Origin of the sequence: Streptomyces viridiviolaceus (assembly GCF_014650995.1) — a bacterium.
GTDB classification, from domain to species: domain Bacteria; phylum Actinomycetota; class Actinomycetes; order Streptomycetales; family Streptomycetaceae; genus Streptomyces; species Streptomyces viridiviolaceus.
On record NZ_BMWA01000012.1, the window covers coordinates 102023 to 124894 of the forward strand.

17 protein-coding genes are annotated in these 22872 nt (G+C 73.8%); 4 read left to right on the forward strand and 13 right to left on the reverse strand.

The features are described from left to right. Positions 1-508 precede the first annotated feature (508 nt). The 3 genes from IE260_RS19100 to IE260_RS19110 form a co-directional block, all read right to left on the reverse strand. Positions 509-1777: an XRE family transcriptional regulator gene (locus tag IE260_RS19100; RefSeq protein ID WP_189873460.1), complete on the reverse strand. Its 1269-nt coding sequence runs from the start codon at positions 1775-1777 to the stop codon at positions 509-511. A gap of 582 nt (positions 1778-2359) precedes the next feature. Next, positions 2360-2836, reverse strand: a complete 477-nt coding sequence (locus IE260_RS19105; RefSeq protein ID WP_189873462.1) for a DUF3017 domain-containing protein — start codon at positions 2834-2836, stop codon at positions 2360-2362. Then, a complete protein-coding gene (locus tag IE260_RS19110) occupies positions 2826-3680 on the reverse strand; it encodes a bifunctional methylenetetrahydrofolate dehydrogenase/methenyltetrahydrofolate cyclohydrolase (RefSeq protein WP_189873464.1) in 855 nt (284 codons plus the stop codon). Before IE260_RS19110 ends, IE260_RS19105 begins: the two co-directional genes overlap by 11 nt. A 297-nt stretch (positions 3681-3977) precedes the next feature. Between IE260_RS19110 and IE260_RS19115 the strand changes: the two genes are divergently transcribed. Further along, complete coding sequence (locus IE260_RS19115; protein ID WP_189873466.1) at positions 3978-4619, forward strand: hypothetical protein; 642 nt, start codon at positions 3978-3980, stop codon at positions 4617-4619. Positions 4620-4884: 265 nt separating this feature from the next. Here the strand turns inward: IE260_RS19115 and purH are convergent, their stop codons facing one another. Continuing rightward, positions 4885-6447, reverse strand: a complete 1563-nt coding sequence (purH, locus tag IE260_RS19120; protein ID WP_189873468.1) for a bifunctional phosphoribosylaminoimidazolecarboxamide formyltransferase/IMP cyclohydrolase — start codon at positions 6445-6447, stop codon at positions 4885-4887. Further along, entirely contained in the window at positions 6444-7073 is a 630-nt protein-coding gene (gene purN, locus IE260_RS19125; protein WP_189873470.1) for a phosphoribosylglycinamide formyltransferase, read from the reverse strand. Before purN ends, purH begins: the two co-directional genes overlap by 4 nt. Positions 7074-7436: 363 nt before the next feature. Here purN and IE260_RS19130 point away from each other — a divergent pair, with 363 nt between their 5' ends. Further along, the gene (locus IE260_RS19130; protein ID WP_189873472.1) at positions 7437-8234 is read left to right on the forward strand and encodes a hypothetical protein; all 798 of its coding nucleotides are present in this window, start codon (positions 7437-7439) and stop codon (positions 8232-8234) included. 11 nt (positions 8235-8245) lie between these two features. Here the strand turns inward: IE260_RS19130 and IE260_RS19135 are convergent, their stop codons facing one another. Next, entirely contained in the window at positions 8246-9952 is a 1707-nt protein-coding gene (locus IE260_RS19135) for a cell division protein PerM (RefSeq protein ID WP_189873474.1), read from the reverse strand. Between the two features lie 104 nt (positions 9953-10056). Between IE260_RS19135 and IE260_RS19140 the strand changes: the two genes are divergently transcribed. Next, positions 10057-11223 carry a helix-turn-helix domain-containing protein gene (locus IE260_RS19140; protein ID WP_189873476.1) on the forward strand — a complete coding sequence of 389 codons (1167 nt, stop codon included), beginning with the start codon at positions 10057-10059 and terminating at the stop codon, positions 11221-11223. Between the two features lie 68 nt (positions 11224-11291). Here the strand turns inward: IE260_RS19140 and sucD are convergent, their stop codons facing one another. From sucD to IE260_RS19185, 7 genes are all read right to left on the reverse strand, one after another. After that, on the reverse strand, positions 11292-12176 hold the full coding sequence (gene sucD, locus IE260_RS19145) for a succinate--CoA ligase subunit alpha (protein WP_189873478.1): 885 nt from the start codon (positions 12174-12176) through the stop codon (positions 11292-11294). A 28-nt stretch (positions 12177-12204) separates the two neighbouring features. Continuing rightward, positions 12205-13386: an ADP-forming succinate--CoA ligase subunit beta gene (sucC, locus tag IE260_RS19150; RefSeq protein WP_189873480.1), complete on the reverse strand. Its 1182-nt coding sequence runs from the start codon at positions 13384-13386 to the stop codon at positions 12205-12207. A 570-nt stretch (positions 13387-13956) separates the two neighbouring features. Beyond that, positions 13957-15090, reverse strand: coding sequence for a hypothetical protein (locus IE260_RS19155; protein WP_189873482.1), 1134 nt, complete (start codon positions 15088-15090; stop codon positions 13957-13959). 166 nt (positions 15091-15256) lie between these two features. Further along, positions 15257-16273: a hypothetical protein gene (locus IE260_RS41710; protein WP_229880886.1), complete on the reverse strand. Its 1017-nt coding sequence runs from the start codon at positions 16271-16273 to the stop codon at positions 15257-15259. Between the two features lie 197 nt (positions 16274-16470). Then, positions 16471-17634, reverse strand: a complete 1164-nt coding sequence (locus tag IE260_RS19175; protein WP_189873490.1) for a VWA domain-containing protein — start codon at positions 17632-17634, stop codon at positions 16471-16473. Further along, complete coding sequence (locus IE260_RS19180; protein WP_229880889.1) at positions 17631-20051, reverse strand: DUF5682 family protein; 2421 nt, start codon at positions 20049-20051, stop codon at positions 17631-17633. Before IE260_RS19180 ends, IE260_RS19175 begins: the two co-directional genes overlap by 4 nt. Before the next feature lie 117 nt (positions 20052-20168). Next, complete coding sequence (locus tag IE260_RS19185; protein ID WP_189873492.1) at positions 20169-21368, reverse strand: ATP-binding protein; 1200 nt, start codon at positions 21366-21368, stop codon at positions 20169-20171. A gap of 133 nt (positions 21369-21501) precedes the next feature. Here IE260_RS19185 and IE260_RS19190 point away from each other — a divergent pair, with 133 nt between their 5' ends. Then, a complete protein-coding gene (locus tag IE260_RS19190; protein WP_189873494.1) occupies positions 21502-22857 on the forward strand; it encodes an SWIM zinc finger family protein in 1356 nt (451 codons plus the stop codon). Positions 22858-22872 lie beyond the last annotated feature (15 nt).

Sequence of the window (22872 nt, forward strand, 5' to 3'; positions counted from 1 at the left end):
TTGGCGTCAAGATAGATCAGCGGTCAGGCTATCGCGCCCTCGGGATCCCGGACGTCCGGGTCGGTGTGGCCCGTCCCACAGCACCGCCCGCTCGGGTCACCCCGGAAGGTCACCTTCGCGCGGGGACAAGAAGAGGCGGCCGCCCGTCCGGGAGAGGGGGGACGAAGGCGACCGCCGTTCGGGGATACCGTTGCCGGACTCCCGTGGGGGTACTGTTCGCGTGCCCGGGACGGCCGCACCCATGCCTGCTCCGGCGGATTCTTTTCGGACAGCCCGAGCGGAGACACCCGACCGCCCACGGGTCCGCGGCCCGTCCGGAGACACCCAGCCCCCTTCGCTCCACGGCCCGGGCGAGGCACCCGGCCACCCTTGCGCCCGTGGACCGGGCGGAGACCCCCGGCCGCCCTCCGCTCCACGGCCGGACCGGAGACACCCGACCGCCCATGGGTCCGTGGCCCGGGCGGAGACCCCCGGCCGCCCTTCAACGTTCGTTGTGCCCCCCGCTCCGCTACTTCGTGCAGCCCTTCTGGCCGGACGCGAGCGTCACGCACGCCTTGGCCTCGGCCGCGGTCTTCACCGCCACCATGGGCGTGTACGCGACCGTGTCGCCGGTCGCGGTGATCGAGCCCGTCTGCTGGTTCTTGCCGTCGGCGCTGACCTGTACCTCGTCGCCCTGACCGGCCTGGGTGACCCGGCCCCACGCAGTGCCGCAGGTCTTGCTGTAGCGGACCTCGACGACGGCGGTGCCGACGGTGGCGGTGCTGGCGGTGGTCACCAGGTCGCCGCCGCAGCCCATGATCTCCGCGTCCTTGCCGGTGCACAGGTCACCGCTGCACTTCACGCCGGGCGGCAGGTCGGGGTTGGTGCTCACGCTGGGGGACGGGGACGGTTTCGCACCCTCGTTCTCCTTGTCCCCGCCGTCGTTCAGCAGGAAGAAGGCACCGGCGACGACGACGAGCACGCCGACGACGCCCGCGACGAACGTCGTCATCCGCTTACCCCCGGCGGAGGACCGGCCCCGCGAGCCGGTGTCCGGACGCGGGGGCTCGCCGTAGGCACCCCCGGCGTCGGCACCGTGCCGAGCGGCGGACGCGGCCGGAGCACCCGCGAGGCCCGTCACCCCCGCGGCGCCGCCCTCGACGCCCGTGGTCCCCGCCCCGCGGCCGCCGGTGGGCGACGGCCCCCTGTACCCGGCGAGATTCCAGGAGTTGCCGTCGGAGGGCCCCGCGGAGGAGGCGCCGGACGGGCCGCCGCCCCGCACCGCGCGACCGGCCGAGTCGGGGCTGTCGGCGGCCGTCGGCTGAGCGGGAACCGTCGTCGGCGGCAGCGTGGGCGACACGCCCGCGGGCCCGGCGACGCCGGGGGTGGCCGTGGCGCTGCCGCTCTTGCGGCCCGTCCGGCTCCCCTTGCCGTTGCGGGAGTTCGCCGGGGGCGAGGCCAGCTCGCCGAGGGCGGCGCGCGCCTGGGAGATCCGGATGGCCTCCATGGTCATGTCGTGCCGCATCTCCGAGCGGCTCCAGGCGCGCTCGGCCAGCTCCCACATGGTGGTCAGGTGGACGGGGTTGGTCCCCGTCACCTCGGCCAGGGCCACGATGGCACCCTTGGGCGCCAGCAGGCGCCCGCCCAGATAGCGCTCCCAGGACGTCTTGCTGTAGCCCGTGGCGTCGGCCACCGACGCGATGCTCAGATCGTGGCGGTCCACGAGTCGGCGCAACTGGCTGACGAACTCTCTGATCTGCGGATCGAGTTCCTCCGGCAAGGCCTTCCAACGAGGCATTGCTTCCCCCTCTTCCCCCCGGTGACGTGCTGGTTGTTCCCCCGCTCGGGCCCCGCGCGGTGCGTGCCGCGCCGAGTTCCCGTTCTGGCTACCCACAGGGATGCGCCCGGTCAGGATCTCAGTTCCCGGGGTGGGGGCGCACGGGAGCACAGAAGCCGCGAGCATGCACCGTCGCACGCCCACCGGCTCGTGGTCCAGTGTCCCACCGGCGTTCCTGTGCATCGAACAGAACCCCTGCCGGCGTCCCGGGCTCCGAGGCGCAGAACCCCTGGACGTCGTACGGGAACCCCCGACCGTCGTACGGGACGCCCCTGACGTCCCGATTGACCACGCTAACCCCGCCCTTGAACGACTTGGCGTCAAATCCGCGAACTTGTCAATACTTCCGCACACGGATCGCACATGTACGGTCACGCCCGGCACAGGGGCCCCGTCACTCACGGAATCCGTAGCGGAACGGTCACTTCCGTGCCACAGCGCCCTGCCGACCGTTGAACAGGTCGTTCCGCGTGCAGCAGGGTTGATCCCGACGGCGGCCCGTCCTCCCACGGGGGAGAGGACGGGCCGCCGCACCTCCGGCTCCTACTGACTGACCGTGAAGTGCAGCGTGTCCTTCAGGAACGGGATCTCCAGCAGCGGATTCGGCTGGGCCATCAACGCGAGCAGGGCGATCACGAGGCCGAGGACGCCGTAGGTGGCGATGTCCGTGAAGCGGGAGCGCACGGCGAGCATGCCGACGTCGGGCACGACCCAGCGCAGCGCGGCGCCCGCCAGCAGCGCGACGCCGATCAGCAGCGTGCCGTAGCGGAACACGTCCAGCGCGGTCAGCAGCAGGCCGAGGCCCACCAGGCCGGCCACGGTGAGCACGGGCCACTGCCGGGCCGGCGCCGGGGCGTCGCCGGACGCGGCCCGGCCGCCGCCCTCGGGACGCGCCGTGTCGCGCGTGAACAACGGGAAACGACGAGTGGTGCGCCGCGGCCTGCCCTCGGCGTCGGGCGCGCTGACGGCGTCCCGGACCGTGGCCTCCTCAGGCCGCTTGGCGTCCGAGTCAGCCGGCACTGCGCTCCGCCGCCTCGACCACGTTGACGAGCAGCTGGGCCCGGGTCATCGGGCCGACACCGCCGGGGTTCGGGGAGATCCAGGCGGCCACCTCGGCGACGTCCGGGTGGACGTCGCCCACGATCTTGCCCTCGGCGTTGCGCGAGACGCCGACGTCGAGGACGGCCGCGCCCGGCTTGACGTCCTCGGCGCGGACCAGGTGCGGGGAGCCGGCGGCGGCGATGACGATGTCGGCGCGCTTGAGGTGGGCGGACAGGTCACGGGTGCCGGTGTGGCACTGGGTCACCGTGGCGTTCTCGCTGCGCCGGGTGAGCAGCAGCGGCATCGGCCGGCCGATGGTGACGCCACGGCCGACGACCACGACCTCCGCGCCCTTGATCTCCACGCCGTAGCGGCGCAGCAGGGTGAGGATGCCGTTGGGGGTGCAGGGCAGCGGCGCGGGCTCGTTGAGGACGAGGCGGCCGAGGTTCATCGGGTGCAGGCCGTCCGCGTCCTTGTCCGGGTCCATCAGTTCGAGGATGCGGTTCTCGTCGATGCCCTTGGGCAGCGGCAGCTGGACGATGTAACCGGTGCAGGCCGGGTCCTCGTTCAGCTCGCGGACGACCGCCTCGATCTCCTCCTGGGTCGCCGTGGCGGGCAGTTCGCGCTGGATGGAGGCGATGCCGACCTGGGCGCAGTCGCGGTGCTTGCCGGCGACGTACTTCTGGCTGCCGGGGTCGTCACCGACCAGGACGGTGCCGAGGCCGGGCGTGACGCCCTTCTCCTTCAGCGCCGCCACGCGGGCGGTCAGTTCGGACTTGATCGCGGCTGCGGTGGCCTTGCCATCGAGAATCTGGGCGGTCATGCCCCCATCCTCGCGGATGACCGGCCCCCGGTTCCAATCCGGCCGCCATCCGGGCACCGCCCGGGAAACATCCGGGCACCGCGGGACGCGTCCCGCCGTATCCGGTCATGATCATGGATGTTGCACTTGCACAACACCTCGCGAATGCGGCTGGACAAGCAAGTGGTGGTCGAGAACGATGGGACAGCACAGTGCCGCGGGCAGTACCGGGGGGACGAACCGCATACATCTGTAGAAACTTCCTCCGAACCGTGCCGCGCGTCCCCGCACATGGAGCACATCGGAGGAAGGACCGCCATGAGTTTCGGCGACCCGAACAATCCCTACGGGCCCCCGCCCGCCCAGCCGCCGGCCGCTCCCGGCTACGGCTACCCGCAGCAGCCGCCCGGCGCGCCGCAGCAGGGCTACGGTTTCCCGCAGCAGCAGGGTTACCCCGGCTATCCGGGCGCGAACCAGATGATGCCGCAGTCGATGCCGGGACTGCTGGTGACGGCGCGGGTCTTCCTCTACATCATCTCGGCCGTGCAGATCATCGGCGGCCTGATCTACCTGTACGTCGCCGCCTTCGTGAACGACGTATCGGACTCGGCGGACTCGCTGAGCACGTCCTCCGACGACCCGTTCAGCGATCTCGGCGACTTCGGCGACGCCGCGGCCGGACTCATCGCCGGCATCGCGATCTTCCTGCTCGCGCTGGCGGCCCTGTCCATCACGCTCGGCGTCAAGTTCGGCAAGGGCGGCCAGGGAATCCGGATCACCACCGTCGTCTACGGCGCGCTCGGTACCGTCGTCGGTCTCATCCTGCTGTTCATCGGTCTCGACTCCGGTCTCGCCTCGGCGATCATCTTCCCGCTGCTGTGGGTCGTCTTCGGTGCCGTCATCACCGCCGCCCCGGTGGTCTCCAGCGGCACTGCCTGGTTCAACCGCCCGCGCTACTGAACGCGCCCCGGCGACTGAACACTTCACGCCGATCACGTCCAAGGGCCGTGTCTCACCCTCACGAGGGGAGACACGGCCCTGGTGCGTCGCCCGGTCCGGCGTGAGCAGCCGTCAGGCACGGGAAGACGCACCTTGTACGGCATCGTCGTGGTACCTCAGCCGGCCACGGAGGACGAACGCAGCCGCACCCGATGGGACGGTCGTTCGCTGTCCCCGGAAGGCGAGGGGGCCCGTCGGCCGACGCCGACGGGCCCCGTACCGCTGCTCAGTGGAAGAAGTGCCGCGTCCCCGTGAAGTACATGGTCACGCCGGCCTTCTTCGCCGCCTCGACGACCTGCTCGTCGCGGATCGAGCCGCCGGGCTGCACGATGGCCCGGACGCCGGCGTCGATCAGGATCTGGGGGCCGTCGGGGAACGGGAAGAACGCGTCGGAGGCCGCGTAGGCACCGCGCGCCCGCTCCTCGCCGGCCCGCTCCACCGCGAGACGGCAGGAGTCGACCCGGTTGACCTGGCCCATGCCCACGCCGACCGAGGCGCCGTCCTTGGCGAGCAGGATGGCGTTGGACTTCACGGCCCGGCAGGCCTTCCAGGCGAAGGCCAGCTCGGCCAGCTCCGCCTCCGACAGGGCCTCGCCGCTGGCCAGCGTCCAGGTGGCCGGGTCGTCGCCCTCGGCCTGGAGGCGGTCGGCGACCTGGAGGAGGGCGCCGCCGTCGATCGGCTTGACCTCGACCGGGGCCGCGGGGGCCTCGGGGGCGCGCAGCACGCGGATGTTCTTCTTCTTGGTGAGGGCCTCCAGCGCGCCCTCCTCGTAGTCCGGCGCCACGATGACCTCGGTGAAGATCTCCGCGACCTGCTCGGCCATCTCCTTGCTGACCGGGCGGTTCACCGCGATCACGCCGCCGTACGCGGAGACCGGGTCGCAGGCGTGCGCCTTGCGGTGCGCCTCGGCGACATCCGCGCCGACCGCGATGCCGCACGGGTTGGCGTGCTTGATGATCGCGACGCACGGCTCGTCGTGGTCGTACGCGGCACGGCGGGCGGCGTCCGTGTCCGTGTAGTTGTTGTACGACATCTCCTTGCCGTGCAGCTGCTCGGCCTCCGCGAGACCGCCGGTGCCGGAGGTGTACAGGGCGGCGGGCTGGTGCGGGTTCTCGCCGTAGCGCAGGGTGTGGGCGCGGTCGTAGGTGGCGCCCAGGAAGTCCGGGAACTGCGAGTCGTCGACCGGGGCGTACTCGGAGGCGAACCAGGAGGCGACCGCCACGTCGTAGGCGGCGGTGTGCTGGAACGCCTCGGCGGCCAGGCGCTTGCGGGCGGCCAGGTCGAAGCCGCCGTCCTTGGCGGCCGACAGGACGTCGGCGTACCGGGCGGGGCTGGTGACCACGGCGACCGAGGGGTGGTTCTTGGCGGCGGCGCGGACCATGGAGGGGCCGCCGATGTCGATCTGCTCGACGCACTCGTCGGGGGTGGCGCCCGAGGCGACGGTCTCGCGGAACGGGTAGAGGTTGACCACGACCAGGTCGAAGGGCTCCACGCCCAGCTCGGCGAGCTGCTGCCGGTGGCTGTCCAGGCGCAGGTCGGCGAGGATGCCGGCGTGGACCTTCGGGTGCAGCGTCTTGACGCGGCCGTCCAGGCACTCGGGGAAGCCCGTGAGGTCCTCGACCTTGGTGACCGGGACGCCGGCGGCGGAGATGCGGGCGGCCGTGGACCCGGTGGAGACGAGCTCCACGCCCGCCTCGTGCAGGCCGCGGGCGAGCTCCTCCAGCCCGGTCTTGTCGTAGACGCTGACGAGCGCCCGGCGAAGGGGCCGCTTGTTGCTCTCGGCGGTCACTGGATAACTACCTTTCGTCCCTCAATGCGATAGCCGTTGCGGGCGAGACGCCCCACGACATCGACGAGCAGCCTTCGCTCGACTTCCTTGATGCGCTCGTGCAGAGCGCTCTCGTCGTCCTCGTCCCGGACCTCCACCACGCCCTGCGCGATGATCGGCCCGGTGTCGACGCCGTCGTCGACGAAGTGGACGGTGCAGCCGGTGACCTTGGCGCCGTACGCGAGCGCGTCGCGCACGCCGTGGGCTCCCGGGAAGCTGGGGAGGAGGGCGGGGTGGGTGTTGACGAACCGCCCCCCGAAACGGGCCAGGAACTCCTTGCCCACGATCTTCATGAACCCGGCCGAGACGACGAGGTCCGGCTCGTGGGCGGCGACGGCCTCGGCGAGCGCCGCGTCCCACTCCTCGCGGGTCCCGTAGTCCTTGACCTTCCGGACGAAGGTCGGCAGCCCGGCGCGCTCGGCGCGCGCGAGCCCCTCGATGCCGTCACGGTCGGCGCCGACGGCCACGATCTCGGCTCCGTAGACCTCGACGCCGACGGCGGCGATCTCGTCGAGGAGCGCCTGCAGATTGGTGCCGGATCCGGAGACCAGCACGACGAGGCGCTTGGCCACGGGCTTGGCGGCCACGGTGGGGCCCTTTCTCGGGGAATCGGTTCTGTGCAGCCGGCTCGCACGTCGGTTTGTACAGTCGTACGAATGCTTCGCGCCCCGGGATACGGGGAAGTCTACGAAGCGGCCGGCCGTCAGCAACGATACCGGCACACCGGACGGCCCCCTCGGGACGGGGGCGTGGCCGGCAGGTAGCGTCTGGATGGAGCCGGACCGGGAACGCCGCACGTGGGCCACGCGTTCACCAGTCGTGCCCACCGGTTCACGAGCACGGTTCGTCCATGCAGTTCGTCCACGCAGTTCCACGCAGTTCGAGCCACCGTTCGTAGATCATTCGTCCGCAACCGCCATTCGTATCGCCAAGGGGAAGACGCTCACTTGATGCCGGACCGCAGCCTGCGACTGCTCACGCTCCCCCAGCAGTCGGCGCAGGGAGGAGAGCGCAGCGCCGTGCTGCTGCGGGAGCGCCCGTCCTCGCCGCCCGACGCGTCCTCGGACCGGAAGAACGGCGGCGAGCAGGGCGGCGGGACCCAGGAGGACAACCCGTTCGCGCCGCCGCCGGAGGGCACGCCGGACTCCCCCTGGCAGCCGCGGCACCCGGCGGGCGGCGACGGCTCGCAGGACGGTGACGGTGCCCAGGGCGGCGGGCGCTCGCCGTGGGGCCGCCAGTGGAGCGACCGGCAGCCCGGCCGCTCCTCCGGCGGCTTCGGCGAGCGGCCCGGCGGACCCGGTTCCGGCCCCGAGGGGCCGGGCGGCGGCGCGGGCCCCCGCTGGGACCCGACGGACCCCGCTCAGCGGCGCGCCCGCTATGCGCTCCTGTGCGGGATGTGGGCCCTCTTCTTCGCCCTCTTCAGCTGGCCGTACGTGGCGCTGCTGCTCGGTGCCCTGTCCCTGTACTGGGGCATCAGCTCGCTGCGCGCCAAGCCGCGCGCGGCCGCCGACCCGGACCGTCCGGCCCCGGCCTCCGACCCGGCCGTCCGCCCGCAGCGCACCGCCGCGGTCAGCGGCCTGGTGACGTCCTCGCTGGCCATCGTGCTGGTCGCCGCGTCCTTCACCGCGCAGCTGGTCTACCGCGACTACTACACCTGCCAGAGCGACGCCCTGACCAGCGAGGCGAAGCAGTCGTGCAGCCGGCATCTGCCGGAGGAGCTGCGGGGCGTGCTGGGCACGGACGGCTGACGCCGCCCGCCTCAGCCCTCAGGGGTGCGGGGCGGTTCGGGCGGGGAGTCGACGGGCGGCAGGCCGTAGGGCCGGAGCGCGTCGTCGTCCTGGTCGTACAGGCCGTACGGCATGGCGGCGTCGTCGGCCTCTCCCGTCGCCGGGTGCCTTTCCGCGTCCGGGCCCTTGCCGTCCTTCCCGCGCTTGCCGTCCTTCCCGCCCTTCCCGCGCGCGAACGAGCCGCCCACCGGCGGCAGCGGCACCCGCAGCCGGCGACCGCCGGTCCCGGGCGTCGCTGCCGTCTCCGTCCGGATCCGCCCGTCGGCGCCCCGGGCCGCCGGCGGCGTCCGCTCCGGCTCGCTCCGCTCCCTGCAGCGCCAGGCGCGAACGCCCAGCGCGACCGGAACGGTCATTACCCCGAGCCATGCCAGCGCGGCGCACCCGACCTGCCACCACACCGGGCCGAACCGGGCGAGGGCTCCGTTCCCGAGCGGCCCGCCCGCCCACGCGGCGAGCAGGGCGACGAAGACCGCGCAGAGCAGGGCGGCCAGGCCGGCGGCGGCCGCGGTCCGGCCCGGCGGCCACGGCCCGGCGTCCGGGCCGCCGCTTCCGGGCGTCGTCGTCTTCCGGCCGGCGCCGGCCGTCGCGGCGGTCGTCTTCGTGATGGCCGTCGTCTCCGTCGTGGCCGACCGGGCCGTGAACCAGCCCACCGTCGCACCGGCCGCGACCGGCACCGCGCCCGCCGCCCAGTGCAGCGGCGTGCCCGGGCCCGCGTCCGGCACCGCGGCCAGCAGCGGGAACGGCGGCAGCAGCCGGACGGGGTCGGAGAGGAACGGGCTGACGAGGTGGCCCGTGCCGAGCGCGAAGCCCGGACCGAGGGCGTACGCCGCCGCCCACACCGCCGCGTTCGGCACCAGCACCAGGCAGAGCAGCAGTACGGCGAACTGACCCGACCATCCCTCGGTCAGCCGCAGGAAGGACCCGCGGGCCGCCCCGCCGTGCCACACCAGGGACGTGACGAGCAGCAGCGCCCCGCCGCCCACGAACACGGCCGCCCCGGCGCTCGCGGCGCGCGTCACGGCTCCCAGGCGCGCATCGGGCCCGACGACCAGGTCCCGCAGCCACGGGGGCAGCGTGCCCAGCACCCGCCCCGCCGGGCCGCCGGGGCATCCGTACGCCGTCCACACCCCCATCCCCGCCGCGCCCGTGACGAGCAGCGGGAGGCACACCGCCGCCCACAGCCATGAGGGCCGCGGCTCACCGCCCGCGGCGTACAGCACGGCCGGAACGCCGACGGCCAGGTAGCCGAGGACGACGCCCGTCCACGCGGTGCGCGCGGAGACGAGCGGCGGGGCGGCACTCGCGTCACCGGCATCCTGTGCGTCACCGTCCACGGCGTCCCGGGCCGCCCGGTGCACCAGCCACACCGGCAGCACGAGCAGCAGCAGCGGGGTGACGCCCACGGGTGCCGGGGCGCCGGAGAGGGTGTCGGCGCGCACCAGCTCGGCCCCGTGCGCCAGGACCCACAGTGCCGCGGCGACGTGCAGCGTGCCGCCGGGGCCGCTGTCGGGGTACGGCGAGCTGATCCACAGCACCATGACGAGCACGGTGATCGAGCCCAGTCCCAGCCCCGCCGCGACGGCGCCTCCCAGGAGGGCCGGGGCCAGCCCCGGCGACCGGTCCCGCCACCGGGTGCGGAGCAGGGACAGCGGGGCTCGGCGAGCGGTCGTCTGGATCACGCCGCCATGCTCCCAACGACACGCGCTTTCCCGGTGTAACGGGCGAAGCCCCGCTGTGTCGCCCAATATACGTTTATGTACTTTTTCGTACGAAGGGGTGCCTTGTGACAGAGAGCCCTGCCGCCCCGCTCCCCCCTCCGGAGGCGCGCCGACGCCTGCGCGAGGCCGCCTCGCTGACGCAGGATCAGCTGGCGGCACGGATGGGCGTCACCCCGGGGACGGTGCGCGCGTGGGAGAGCGGCCGGACGACTCCGCGCGGCCGGAGACGGGAGGCGTACGCGAAGCTGCTGAACACCCTGGCCACCGAGGAAGCGGTACGGTCACCCCAGTCCGCACCGGCCGCCGAGCCGCAACCGGAGCCGGTCCCGGCGTCGGTGCCCGTGGTCGTCGCCGTCGGGGCCGAGTCCGCCGACGGCCCCCTGCTCACCGCTGAGCCGCCCGACGGCCCGCCGCGGCCCCTCCCCGAACGAGCCGCGCTGACACCCGCTCAGGCCTTCGACGCGCTGTACGAGTTCGGCGCCCCGGCCCTCGTACGCCAGGTCTATCTGCTGACCGGCCGCCGGGAGCTGGCCCGCGAGTCGGTGGAGCGGGCCTTCCAGCTCGCCTGGGAGCGCTGGCCGGAAGTGGCCCGCGACCCCGACCCGGTGGGCTGGGTGCGGGCGGCGGCCTACGAGTACGCCCTCTCCCCCTGGCAGCGGTTCCGTCCGCGCCACCGGCACCCCGAACCGCCGCCCGCCGACGCCGGCGCCCACGCCCTGCTGAACGTGCTGCTCACACTCCCCCCGCCCCACCGCCGCACCCTCGTGCTGCACGACGGGGTCGGCCTCGGTCTGCCCGAGACCGCCGCGGAGACCGAGGCCAGCACCCCGGCGGCGGCGGGCCGGCTGCTGCACGCCCGCGCGGCCGTCGCCGCCCTCCTGCCCGAGCTGGCGGACCCGTCGGCGTTGCACCGGCGGATGACCGAGCTGGCGTCCGCCGAGCGGCTGCGGGCGGCGGCGCCGCCGACGGTGCGGGTGAACAGCGAGCGCCGGGCCCGGTTCTGGACGCGGGCCGCGATCGCGTTCACGGCCGCCCTGATCGGCACCACCGCTCTCGCCATGCGCACCACTCCCACGCACTACGTACCGCCCGTGGCCCCGGGATCGACGGTCCACGGGGTGCCGCCCCGGGTGGCCCCGGGAGCCCTGTCGGACGCCGAGCTGGACCTGCGGCGCAAGCTCCGCTCCGAGCTGCAGGACGGCCCGCAGCGACTGGTGCCCAGCGCCGGGTGACGCCCCCGGAACGGCAGCGGGCCCGCCCCCGGGAAGGAGGCGGGCCCGCTGCCGTGCGCGGAAGGTGCTCAGCCGGCGAGGATCTCGCGAGCGAGCTTGGCCGTCTCGGTCGGCGTCTTGCCGACCTTGACGCCGGCGGCCTCCAGGGCCTCCTTCTTGGCCTGTGCGGTGCCAGAAGAACCGGAGACGATGGCGCCGGCGTGGCCCATGGTCTTGCCCTCGGGCGCGGTGAAGCCCGCGACGTAGCCGACGACCGGCTTGGTCACGTTGGCCTTGATGAAGTCGGCCGCGCGCTCCTCGGCGTCGCCGCCGATCTCGCCGATCATGACGATCAGGTCGGTCTCGGGGTCGGCCTCGAACGCGGCGAGCGCGTCGATGTGCGTGGTGCCGATGATCGGGTCGCCACCGATGCCGACGGCCGTGGAGAAGCCGATGTCACGCAGCTCGTACATCATCTGGTACGTCAGCGTGCCGGACTTCGAGACCAGGCCGATGCGGCCCGGCTTGGTGATGTCGCCCGGGATGATGCCGACGTTGGACTGGCCCGGGGTGATGATGCCGGGGCAGTTCGGGCCGATGATCCGGGTCTTGTTGCCCTTCTTGCCGGCGTACGCCCAGAACGACGCCGAGTCGTGCACGGCGATGCCCTCGGTGATCACGACGGCCAGCGGGATCTCGGCGTCGATGGCCTCGACGACCGCGTCCTTGGTGAACTTCTCCGGCACGAAGATGACGGAGACGTTGGCGCCGGTCTTCTCGATGGCCTCCTTGACGGTGCCGAAGACCGGTACCTCGGTGCCGTCGAAGTCCACGGACTGCCCCGCCTTGCGCGGATTCACGCCGCCCACGACGTTGGTGCCGTCGCCGAGCATGAGCTTGGTGTGCTTCATGCCGGTGGCGCCGGTCATGCCCTGGACGATGACCTTGCTGTCCTTGTTGAGCCAGATAGCCATGGTGTGTTGGTGTCCTCGTCCTGAGTGCTTACTTGGCGGCGTGGGCCAGCTCGGCGGCCTTGTCGGCCGCGCCGTCCATGGTGTCGACGCGCTGGACCAGCGGGTGGTTGGCGTCGGTGAGGATCTGCCGGCCGAGCTCGGCGTTGTTGCCGTCGAGACGGACGACGAGCGGCTTGGTGACCTCCTCGCCGCGGTCCTCCAGGAGCTTCAGGGCCTGGACGATGCCGTTGGCGACCTCGTCACAGGCGGTGATGCCACCGAAGACGTTGACGAAGACGGACTTGACGTCCGGGTCGCCGAGGATGATCTCCAGACCGTTGGCCATGACCTGGGCGGAGGCGCCACCGCCGATGTCCAGGAAGTTGGCCGGCTTGACGTTGCCGTGCTTCTCACCGGCGTACGCGACGACGTCCAGGGTGCTCATGACGAGACCCGCGCCGTTGCCGATGATGCCGACCTCGCCGTCGAGCTTGACGTAGTTGAGGTTCTTCTCCTTGGCGGCGGCCTCGAGCGGGTTGGCCGCGGCCTTGTCGTGGAGCTCCTCGAAGTCGGGGTGACGGAACTCGGCGTTGTCGTCGAGCGACACCTTGCCGTCGAGGGCGATGACGTCGCCGGAGGCGACCTTCGCCAGCGGGTTGACCTCGACCAGGAGGGCGTCCTCCTTGATGAAGGTGTCCCACAGCTTGACGAGGACGTTCACGACCTTGTCGGCGACCTCGGCCGGGAACTTCGCGGCCTCGACGATCTCGCGGGCCTTCTCCGGCGTCACGCCGTCGATGGCGTCGATCGGGGTCTTGGCGACAGCCTCCGGACGGGTGGCCGCCACCTCCTCGATCTCCATGCCGCCCTCGACGGACGCGATGGACAGGAAGGTGCGGTTCGCACGGTCGAGGAGGAAGGAGACGTAGTACTCCTCGACGATCTCCGGAGCGGTCTCGGCGATCATCACCTTGTGGACCGTGTGGCCCTTGATGTCCATGCCGAGGATGTCCGTCGCGCGGGCGACGGCCTCGTCCGGGGTGGCGGCGAGCTTCACGCCACCGGCCTTGCCGCGGCCACCGACCTTCACCTGAGCCTTGACGACGGACTTGCCGCCCAGACGCTCGGTGATCTCGCGCGCCGCCTCAGGCGTGTCGATGACTTCACCGGCCAGCACCGGTACATCGTGCTTGGCGAAGAGGTCCCTCGCCTGGTACTCGAACAGGTCCACGCGCTTCCGTCCCTATCAGTGATCTCGCGGTTCGTTGGATGCGTGGGCGTGCCGCGAAGGGCAACGTGACGTCCGCTGTCACTAGGGAGGCGCACACGGTGTCCGAGCGCGCGGCATGTCCGTCTCGCAGGTTATCGCCGCTTGCGGGGGGTCTCTAAATCGCGGGTCACACCTGAGCGGTGATACCTGTCACATGATGCCGCCCTCTCTGGCACGCCGTGCCGTGCGTGAGGGCAGGGACGGCGGGGCGGGACGGCGGGTGAGGGGCCTCACCGGGCTGGGGTTGACCCGGTGAGGCCCGTCGGACTCCTCCGCGGGGCCGCTGGAGAGCGGCCACCCGGAGTGCGGTCCGGCCGGTCCCCACCCCAATGGGGACCGGCCGGACCCGTCCGCGGGGTCTCGGCCCGCCGGGGGCCGACGGCTTTCGGCCGTCCGGGGCCTGATGCCCCGCGGAGTCGTTCGTCCGCCCCGGTCACGTTCCGGCGGGTGCGTGCGTCGCTCGCATCCGTCGCGGTCGCGCTGCGCGGGGCGGTGCGCCTGGTACGGCGCCGGGGAGAGCGGTCGTCCCGGTCAGACGCTGTAGGGGCTGACCGCCTGGTACGCGCCCTGCGCGTAGCCCGGGGTGACCGACTCGGCCACCGTCTCGACGCCGGTGACGGCGTGGCCGGCCAGCGGGCCCGCGGTGTCCCGGACGGTGCCGGTCAGGTCCTGGGCGAAGGGCGCGACCTGACCGGTGACGCCCTGGGCGAACGGGGCGGCGACCTCGCCGACGACACCGTCCGCGAAGGGCACCGCGCGCCCCACGGCCCCGTACGCCAGCGCGGTGGTGCTGCCGCCGACGCCCTGGGCGACGGGACCGACCGTCTCGACCACCGTGTCGACCACGGGCCGGACGGTGCCCGTCACCCCGGCGGCGAAGGGCGGCACCTCGCCCACGACGCCCTCGGCGAACGGCTCGGCGTGCTCGGTCACCCCCTGCGCGAGCGGCGGCACGGCGCCCACGACGCCGCCCGCGAAGGGGCGCACGTCGCCCACGACGCCGTACGCCACGCCGCTCACGTCCTGGACGGCCTGCCCGGCGACGGGCACGACGCCCTGCACGGCGGTGCTCGCGACCGGCGGCAGCACGGCGTCCGCGGTGTCACCGGTGACCTGGCCGACCAGGCCGGTGGCGTACGGCGGCACGTCGGCGGCGACGCCCTCGACGACCGGGACGACGCCGGCCACGGCGCGCTCGGCGACCGGCACGGCACCCGTCACGGCCCGGTCGGCGACCGGCGGGGCGACCGCGTCGGTGGTCTCCCCGGCGACCGACGTGACCGCGCCCGGGACGCCGCCGACGGTGTCCTGCGCGGCGGCCGGGACCTGCTCCAGCTCGGGGGCGAAGGCGGAGAGGGGGCCGAAGAGGTAGTCGATGTCGCCCTCGGGGGTCTGGATCTCGGGGGTCTGGATCTCGGGCGTCTGGACCTGCGGGGCCTCGGTGGCCTGGGCGGCGGTGTCCTGGACCTCGGAGACGGTGCTGTCGAGCGTGTCCGGGACGGTATCGGTGACGGCGTCGGTGGCGCTGACGGCGTCGGTGGCGGCGTCCGGCACGGAGACGGAGGCGGCGGGCAGCTCGTCCGCACTGGCCACGGTGGAGCCCAGCGCCCAGGCACCGGTGACGCCGGCGGCTATGACGATGGAGCGGCGGATGTTCTTGTTCATGGGTGTGTCAGGGTCCTTCACAAGCTTGGGGACATTTCCGGCGCCGGGCCCTGCGGTGCTCCGCGGTGGCTCCGGCGGCTTCCGTCCGGACACGGAAGGGTTTCCGGACGGGCGGGCAGACCTTTCCGCCCCCGCGCGGCAGGTCTGTCGCGGGGGAACGCCTGCCCTAGGCCGGAGAGACGGGAATGTCCCGGTACCTGTCCCGGACCTCGGCCGTGTCGGCGCGCACGAGGGCGCCGGGCACGAGCCGGAGCGGTACCTGGTGGTGGTGAGTGACCGCGTGGGCGTCGCCGTGCCGCGGCGTGCCGTTGTCGGCGGCGGACCCGTTGCCGAGCGCCCCGTCCGGGTCACCGGCGGGTGCCGGGCGGGCGGGCGCGTACTCGGTGCCGGCGGCACGGGGTGTGCCGCCGTGCGCCGCGGGGTGGACCCCGTCACCGGCGAACAGGGGCCCGTACGCCCCGGCGTCGGACGCCTCGGCGTCGGCGGCCGGTGGCGTGGCCGCGGTGTCGTGGCCGGGTCGCGGGGCCGGAGAGACCGGCGTGACCGGCTCACCGGGGTCGGACACGTCCGGCAGCGTCGACGGCGCGGGCGGCACGGGGACAGCCGGAAGCGAGGGGGCGTCCGGGAGGCTCGGGGCGACCGGGAAGTCCGGGGCGCCGGGGAGCGCGGGGGCCTCGGGGAGCGCGGGGGCCTCGGGGAGCGCGGGCAGCGCGGGAGCCTCGGGGATCGCGGGCAGCGCGGGGGCCCCGGGGAGCGCGGGCAGCGACGGCAGGGAATCCAGCGGTGGCGCCTTCGCCCGCGCGGCCTCGAGTTCCTCCGACACCGTCCGCACCAGGTCGTCGACCGGCCGCGCGACCCGGTCCCGTACGGACCGGACGACGTGATCGGTCACCGGACGGAGGTCCGGAACGGCCGGGTCGGGTGTCCCTCGGGACGGCCCCGTGCCGGCCCCGTCACGCTCACGGGACGGTGTGGGCCCGCCGGGAGCCGCCGGGACGTCGGCGATCCCGCCGACGACGTCCTTCACCGGCGGCACGCCCTCGGCCGCCTGTGCCCGCTGCCCGCACAGCAGCCCGAGGACGAACACCCCGCCCACCAGCACGGCCACCTGAAGCGCACGCCACCCGGCCGCCCCGCGCAGGACGCGCAGAGCGGCACCGGGAAGGGCTGGTGACCAGATCAAGAGGGGGAGGATCCTCCCGTTCGGCGGAACGAGCTGGGCGTAGCGCGCGACGCGTCGATACGACGCGCGATCCTCGCACGGGAGTCCCGAGGTTGCGCAAGCCCGCCGTTACCGATGGGTAGTCATGTCCCTTTTGACGGCAGGAACCGGGCGACAGCGGATCGACAAGTCGCCAACGGGCCCGCGCCCACCCGGCCTCACCCGGCGTCCGGTACGGGCAGGGGCCGCTTCTCGATCGCCGCCGCCATCACCTCCGGGAACAGATCCGGCGTGCAGGCGAAGGCCGGCGCGTCCAGCGCGGCCAGCGCTGCCGCGTGCTCCCGGTCGTACGCCGGCGCCCCCTCGTCGGACAGCGCCAGCAGCGTCACGAACTGCACGCCCGCCCCCTTCATCGCCGCCACCCGCTTGAGCATCTCGTTGCGTATGCCGCCCTCGAAGAGATCGCTGATCAGCACGACCACCGTCTCCGCGGGCCGGGTGATCCGGGACTGGCAGTACGCAAGCGCCCGGTTGATGTCCGTGCCGCCGCCGAGCTGCGTGCCGAAGAGCACGTCGACCGGGTCGTCGAGCTGGTCGGTGAGGTCGACGACCGCCGTGTCGAAGACGACGAGCCGGGTGCTGATCGACTGCATGGACGCCAGCACCGCCCCGAACACCGACGCGTACACGACGGACGCCGCCATCGACCCCGACTGGTCGATGCAGAGGACGACCTCCTTCTTCACCGACCGGGACGCCCGCCCGTAGCCGACGAGCCGCTCCGGCACGACCGTCCGGTGCTCCGGCAGGTAGTGCTTGAGGTTGGCCGCGATCGTGCGGTTCCAGTCGATGTCGTGGTGGCGGGGGCGGTTGACGCGCGCGCTGCGGTCGAGGGCGCCGGTGAGTGCGGCCCGGGTGCGGGTGGAGAGCCGCTTCTCCAGGTCCTGGACGACCTTGCGCACGACGGCCCGTGCCGTCTCCTTCGTCGTCTCCGGCATCGCCTTGTTGAGGGACAGCAGCGTGCCGACGAGGTGCACGTCGGCCTCCACCGCCTCCAGCATCTCCGGCTCCAGCAGCAGCGTGGCGAGGCCGAGCCGGTCGATGGCGTCCCGCTGCATGACCTGCACCACGGAGGACGGGAAGTACGTGCGTATGTCGCCCAGCCAGCGGGCCACGGACGGCGCCGAGGCCCCGAGCCCCGCCGAACGGTCGCGGCCCTTGGTCCCCTTGTCCGCCTGTCCGTAGAGCGCCGCGAGCGCTCCGTCCATCGCGGCGTCCCGCCCGGAGAGCGCGCACCCGGTGCCGTCGGCCGTGTCGCCGCCGAGCACGAGCCGCCACCGTCGCAGCCGCTCCCGCGCCGGGTCCGTCAGCTCGGTCGTCATGCCTCCACCCCCACGAGGTCGTTGTCGTCGGCGTCGTGCCGGCCGGTGCCTGCTGCGGTGCTTCCGGCTTCGTGCGTGCGTGCGTCGGCCGCGTCCAGGCCGAGCAGCAGGCGGACCACGGGCAGCACGGCATCGGCGCGCGCGGTGTCGAGCTCGGCCGCGAAACCGGGTGTGCCGGACCCGGCGGTAGCCCCGCCCACCCGCTCCGGTCCGCGCCGGACCAGCTCGCCGAGGGTGCGGCGCACCCCCCGCTCGTACGCCGAGAAGGTGCGGCGCAGCAGCGGCAGCACGTCCGTGAACGCGTCCGCCGGTACGCCGGTCAGCCAGGCGTCCACCAGTCCGAGCAGCCGCTCGTCGTGGACGAGGAGCATGCCGCCACCCGAGCCGCCTCCGACGAAACCCTCGATCCAGGCCGCCCCGTCCGGCGGCGGCGTCCCCGGGGAGAGCGCCAGCCCCATGAGCCGTGCCGCCTCGTCCGCCGCCAGTGCCCCGTCGTCCAGCAGGAGTCGTACCGCCCGTCCCCGGATGACGCCGGGCACGGTGTCGCGCCCGGACAGCAGCCGCAGCACCGACTGCCAGCGGGCCCGCAGGTCGCCGTGGCCAGGGGCGGATTCGTCACCCAGCAGTGCCACCGCCCCGTGCACGGCGTCCACATGACGGCGCATCTCCTCGGCCGCGTCGGCGTCCAGCGCGGCACAGGCCGGGGGCAGGCCGACGAAGACCCGCTCGGCCAGCCCTGCCGCGACCTCGGCCAGGGCGCCGGTGTCCGTGCCCCGCACGTCGCCGTAGCGCAGGGAGCGGACCAGCGCCGGCAGGGCCTGGGCGAGGTGGCCGACGTCCGTGTCGAGCGCCGCGCGGTCGGCGAGGATCCGCATCACCGTGGGGAGCGCCTGGGGCAGTTCGGCCAGCAGGCAGCGCTCGGCGAGCGCGGTGACCTCGGCGAGGCCCTGCGCGGCGACGGCGTCCGCCTCCGCCTTGGCGGTCGCGGCGGCGAGCACGGTCGTGCCCCACACCCCGGCCTCGGCCACCCGCACGGACAGCTCCGGCTCCCAGCGCAGCCGCCATGTCTCCCGGAACGTGCCCGTGCTGCCCCGCGAGGCGGCCGGCTCGCCCCACCCGATGCCGAGCAGCCGCAGCCTGTGCAGCAGTCTGCCGCGCTCGGCGTCGGTCTCCTTGCGCAGATCGAGCTCCAGCTCCCGCTCCAGGGCCTCCGGCTTGAGCCGCAGTCGCCGCTGGGTGCGGGTGAGGTCGCGCTGCAGGGGCACCGCGGGCGCCTCCGGGGGCACCTCACCCAGCACGTCCCCCACGACCAGCCGGTCGTGGACCAGCGCCAGCGGTACGTCCGAGCCGTCGCACATGACCGCCCGCACGGCGTCCGTCGTCTCACTCAGGCCGGGCAGCGGACGGCCGCGCATCGCGGCGAGCGTCTCGGCGAGCCGTACCGCCTCGATGACATGGGCCGAGGAGACGATCCGGTCCTCCTCCCGCAGCAGACCGGCCACCTTCGTCAGCCACCGCTCGACGGGCCGGTCCGGCGCGCCGAACAGATGTCCGTACCAGCCCGGCGAGTCGATGCCCGCCCCGTATCCTCCGGCCCGGGACAGCCTGCGGTGGGTCCACGGCACCCAGGTCATGTCGACCTTGGTCCTGGGCAGCCCCTTCAGCAGCGCCCGGTCGGCGGTGGCGGTGGCCTTCCGTCGCAGCGCGGGCACGTGCCAGGCCCCGCAGACCACGGCGACGTCGTCGGCGAACTCGCGCTGCGCCGCCCGCACCTGGAGCCGCATGTACGCCTCGCGCACGAGGTCCCGGTCGCGCCCGCCGTCCGGCTCCGTCTCCCGCAGCGCCCCCATGGCCTCCTCCAGCGCGGTGAACGGCGCGAGGGCGTCTCCCTCCGCCGCACCCCGGTGCTCGACGACGTCCTCCCACCAGCGCTCCGGGTCGTCGTGACCGGCCGCCTCGGCGAGCGCGGCGAGGGGATCGGCCCGGACGTCGGAGGCGGGGTCGGGCTCACGCCCCTCGTCCGGATCCGCCTCCGGGGTGTCGTCTTGGGGATCCTCGGTCCGCCACGCCAGCGTGTGCGCGGCCGGGAGGTCGATGAAGCGGGCCGGCACGTCGTGTTCCAGGGCCCAGCGGACGGCGACCCACTCCGGGGAGAACTCGGCCAGCGGCCAGAACGCCGACCGGCCGGGTTCGTCCACGGCGTGGGCGAGGAGGGCGACCGGCGGTCGCATGTCCTCGTGGGCGGCCAGCGGGATCAGCGGGTCGGCCTCCGGAGGTCCCTCGATCAGCACGACCCGCGGCCGGGCCGCCTCCAGCGCCGCCCGGACCGCCCGCGCAGAACCGGGTCCGTGGTGGCGCACGCCGAGCAGCAGCGGACCCGGCCCGGCCCGCCTCCCGGCCCCGTCAGCGCCCGTCACGCCGTCCCCCTCGCTTCCGGGACCAGCTGGAGTCGTCCTCGTCCCCGGCCGGGCCGGCCGCGGCGCCGCGCGGGCCGCCCGCCGTGACACCCGTCCCGAGCTGCCGCCACCCGCCGGTCACACGCTCACCTCCCGGCAGGCCCGGTAGAAGTCCTTCCAGCCGTCGCGCTCGCGGACGACCGTCTCCAGGTACTCCTGCCAGATGACGCGGTCGGCCGCCGGGTCGCGGACGACCGCGCCGAGGATGCCCGCGGCGACGTCGTCGGGCCGCAGCACGCCGTCTCCGAAGTGGGCGGCCAGAGCGAGGCCGTTGGTCACCACGGAGATGGCCTCCGCCGTGGACAGCGTGCCGCTGGGCGACTTCAGCTTCGTCCGGCCGTCCGCCGTCACGCCGTCGCGCAGTTCGCGGAAGACGGTGACGACACGGCGGATCTCGTCGATGCCGTCGGGCGCGGCCGGCAGGTCGAGGGAGCGGCCGATCTGGCCGACGCGGCGCGAGACGATGTCGACCTCCGCCTCGGCGCTCTCCGGCAGCGGCAGCACCACGGTGTTGAAGCGGCGGCGCAGCGCGCTGGAGAGGTCGTTGACCCCGCGGTCGCGGTCGTTGGCGGTGGCGATCAGGTTGAAGCCGCGGACCGCCTGTACCTCCTGGCCCAGTTCCGGTATCGGCAGGGTCTTCTCGGACAGGATCGTGATGAGTGTGTCCTGCACATCGGCCGGGATGCGGGTCAGCTCCTCGACGCGGGCGGTCATCCCCTCCGCCATGGCCCGCATGACCGGGCTCGGCACGAGGGCGTCGCGGCTGGGGCCGTGGGCGAGCAGCCGCGCGTAGTTCCAGCCGTAGCGGATCGCCTCCTCGGGTGTGCCGGCCGTGCCCTGCACCAGCAGCGTCGAGTCACCGCTGACCGCGGCGGCCAGGTGCTCCGACACCCAGGTCTTCGCGGTGCCGGGCACGCCGAGCAGGAGCAGGGCGCGGTCGGTGGCGAGCGTGGTGACGGCGACCTCGACGATGCGGCGCGGGCCCACGTACTTCGGTGAGATCACCGTGCCGTCCGGCAGGGTGCCGCCGAGCAGGTACGTGGCGACGGCCCACGGCGACAGCTTCCAGCGGGCCGGGCGCGGGCGGTCGTCCTGCGCGGCCAGCGCCGCGAGTTCGGCGGCGAAGGCGTGCTCGGCGTGCGGCCTCAACGCCTCTGCTCCGGGTGCGGTCGAGGGCGTGTGGATGCCCGCGGACGAGGCGCTGCCCGCTTCCGGGTTCGCGGGCGCGGACCCGTTCTGGCTCGGGTCCGCGGACGTCGGTTCAACGGACACAGGCATGGCTGAGTCCCCCTCCAGCTCGGCCGGTTCGGATCTGGCATCCACGGTGCACCACACCACTGACAATCGCCTCTGACCTGCACAAACGCTCTCGCGAGGCCGATTGTCAGTGGCGGGATCTACCTTCGATGGCATGACTCAGCAGGGGGTGCGCCGGAGCGCGGACCAGGTGCTGGCACTGGCACCTGACGCCGCGTCACGCAAAGCGGGCAGCAAACTCGGCGTCGCCGGGCCGTGGTCCGGGACGGGGAGTTCCGAGGAGGGGGCGGTGTGGGGGCTGTGCAAGGGCAGCGGCAGCGAGCCGTACCGGACGGTCGTCGACATAGCGGACGTGACCGGGCCCGCGTACCAGTGCAGTTGTCCGAGCCGGAAGGTCCCGTGCAAGCACGCGCTCGGACTACTGCTGCTCTGGGCGGGCGGAGAGAGCGCGGTGCCGCTCGCTCAGGCGCCGGACTGGGCGGAGCAGTGGATGGCGGGACGGCGCGGACGCGCGGAGGGGGCGGGCGCGGCGGCCTCCCCGGGTTCCGCTCCCGGCTCCGGTGATCCGGAGGCGGCGCGGCGCAGGGCGGAGCGCCGGGCCGAGCGGATCACCGCGGGGGCGACGGAGCTGGAGCAGCGGCTGGCGGACCTGCTGCGCGGCGGTCTGGCCGGTGCGGAGCAGGCCGGGTACGGGCTGTGGGAGGAGACGGCGGCCCGCATGGTGGACGCCCAGGCGCCGGGGCTGGCGGCACGGGTCAGGGAGCTGGGGGCCATCCCGTCGTCCGGTCCGGGCTGGCCGGTGCGGCTCCTCGAGGAGTGCGCTCTCCTCCACCTCCTCGACCAGGGCTGGCTGGGCCGTGAGCGGCTGCCCGACGACCTGACGGCGACGGTCCGCGCGCGCGTCGGCCTGCCGTCGTCGGCGGACGGTCCCGCGGTGCGGGACCACTGGCTGGTCCTGTCCCAGTACGACACGGCGGACACGCGTCTGACGACCCGCCGGATCTGGCTGTACGGCGCCGGCTCGGGCCGCACGGCGCTGCTCCTCTCCTACGGCGCCGCGGGCCGTGCCCCGGACCTCGCGCTGCCGGTGGGCCTGGCCTTGGAGGCGGAGGTGTCCGCGTATCCGGGGGCCGGTCAGTCTCGTGCGGCCCTGGGCGAGCGGTTCACGCCGCCGGAACCGACGGCGATACGGCCACCGGGGGTGACGACGTCCCGGGCCGCCGCCCGCTACGGCGAGGCGCTCCGCGACGACCCCTGGCTGGAGTCGGTCCCGGTGACCCTGGAGCAGGTCGTGCCGGTCCCGGACGGCGACTCCTGGCAACTGGCGGACGCGGAAGAGGACACCGCGCTGCCGCTCACGCCCGCCGCGCACCGGCGTCCGGGTCTGTGGCGCCTGGTCGCGCTCTCGGGCGGTGCGCCGGTCAAGGTCTTCGGCGAGTGCGGCCACCAGGGCTTCACCCCGCTGGCGGCCTGGCCGGCGGAGCCGGGCCCGGCGGTGCAGCTGTGCTGATCCGTCCCACGGAAA

Coding starts and splice junctions, on each gene's coding strand:
- IE260_RS19100 (WP_189873460.1), bottom strand. CDS start 1,777: ATGCCTCGTTGGAAGGCCTTGCCGGAGGAACTCGATCCGCAGATCAGA.
- IE260_RS19110 (WP_189873464.1), bottom strand. CDS start 3,680: ATGACCGCCCAGATTCTCGATGGCAAGGCCACCGCAGCCGCGATCAAG.
- IE260_RS19115 (WP_189873466.1), top strand. CDS start 3,978: ATGAGTTTCGGCGACCCGAACAATCCCTACGGGCCCCCGCCCGCCCAG.
- IE260_RS19130 (WP_189873472.1), top strand. CDS start 7,437: ATGCCGGACCGCAGCCTGCGACTGCTCACGCTCCCCCAGCAGTCGGCG.
- sucD (WP_189873478.1), bottom strand. CDS start 12,176: ATGGCTATCTGGCTCAACAAGGACAGCAAGGTCATCGTCCAGGGCATG.
- IE260_RS19155 (WP_189873482.1), bottom strand. CDS start 15,090: ATGAACAAGAACATCCGCCGCTCCATCGTCATAGCCGCCGGCGTCACC.
- IE260_RS19175 (WP_189873490.1), bottom strand. CDS start 17,634: ATGACGACCGAGCTGACGGACCCGGCGCGGGAGCGGCTGCGACGGTGG.
- IE260_RS19185 (WP_189873492.1), bottom strand. CDS start 21,368: ATGCCTGTGTCCGTTGAACCGACGTCCGCGGACCCGAGCCAGAACGGG.
- IE260_RS19190 (WP_189873494.1), top strand. CDS start 21,502: ATGACTCAGCAGGGGGTGCGCCGGAGCGCGGACCAGGTGCTGGCACTG.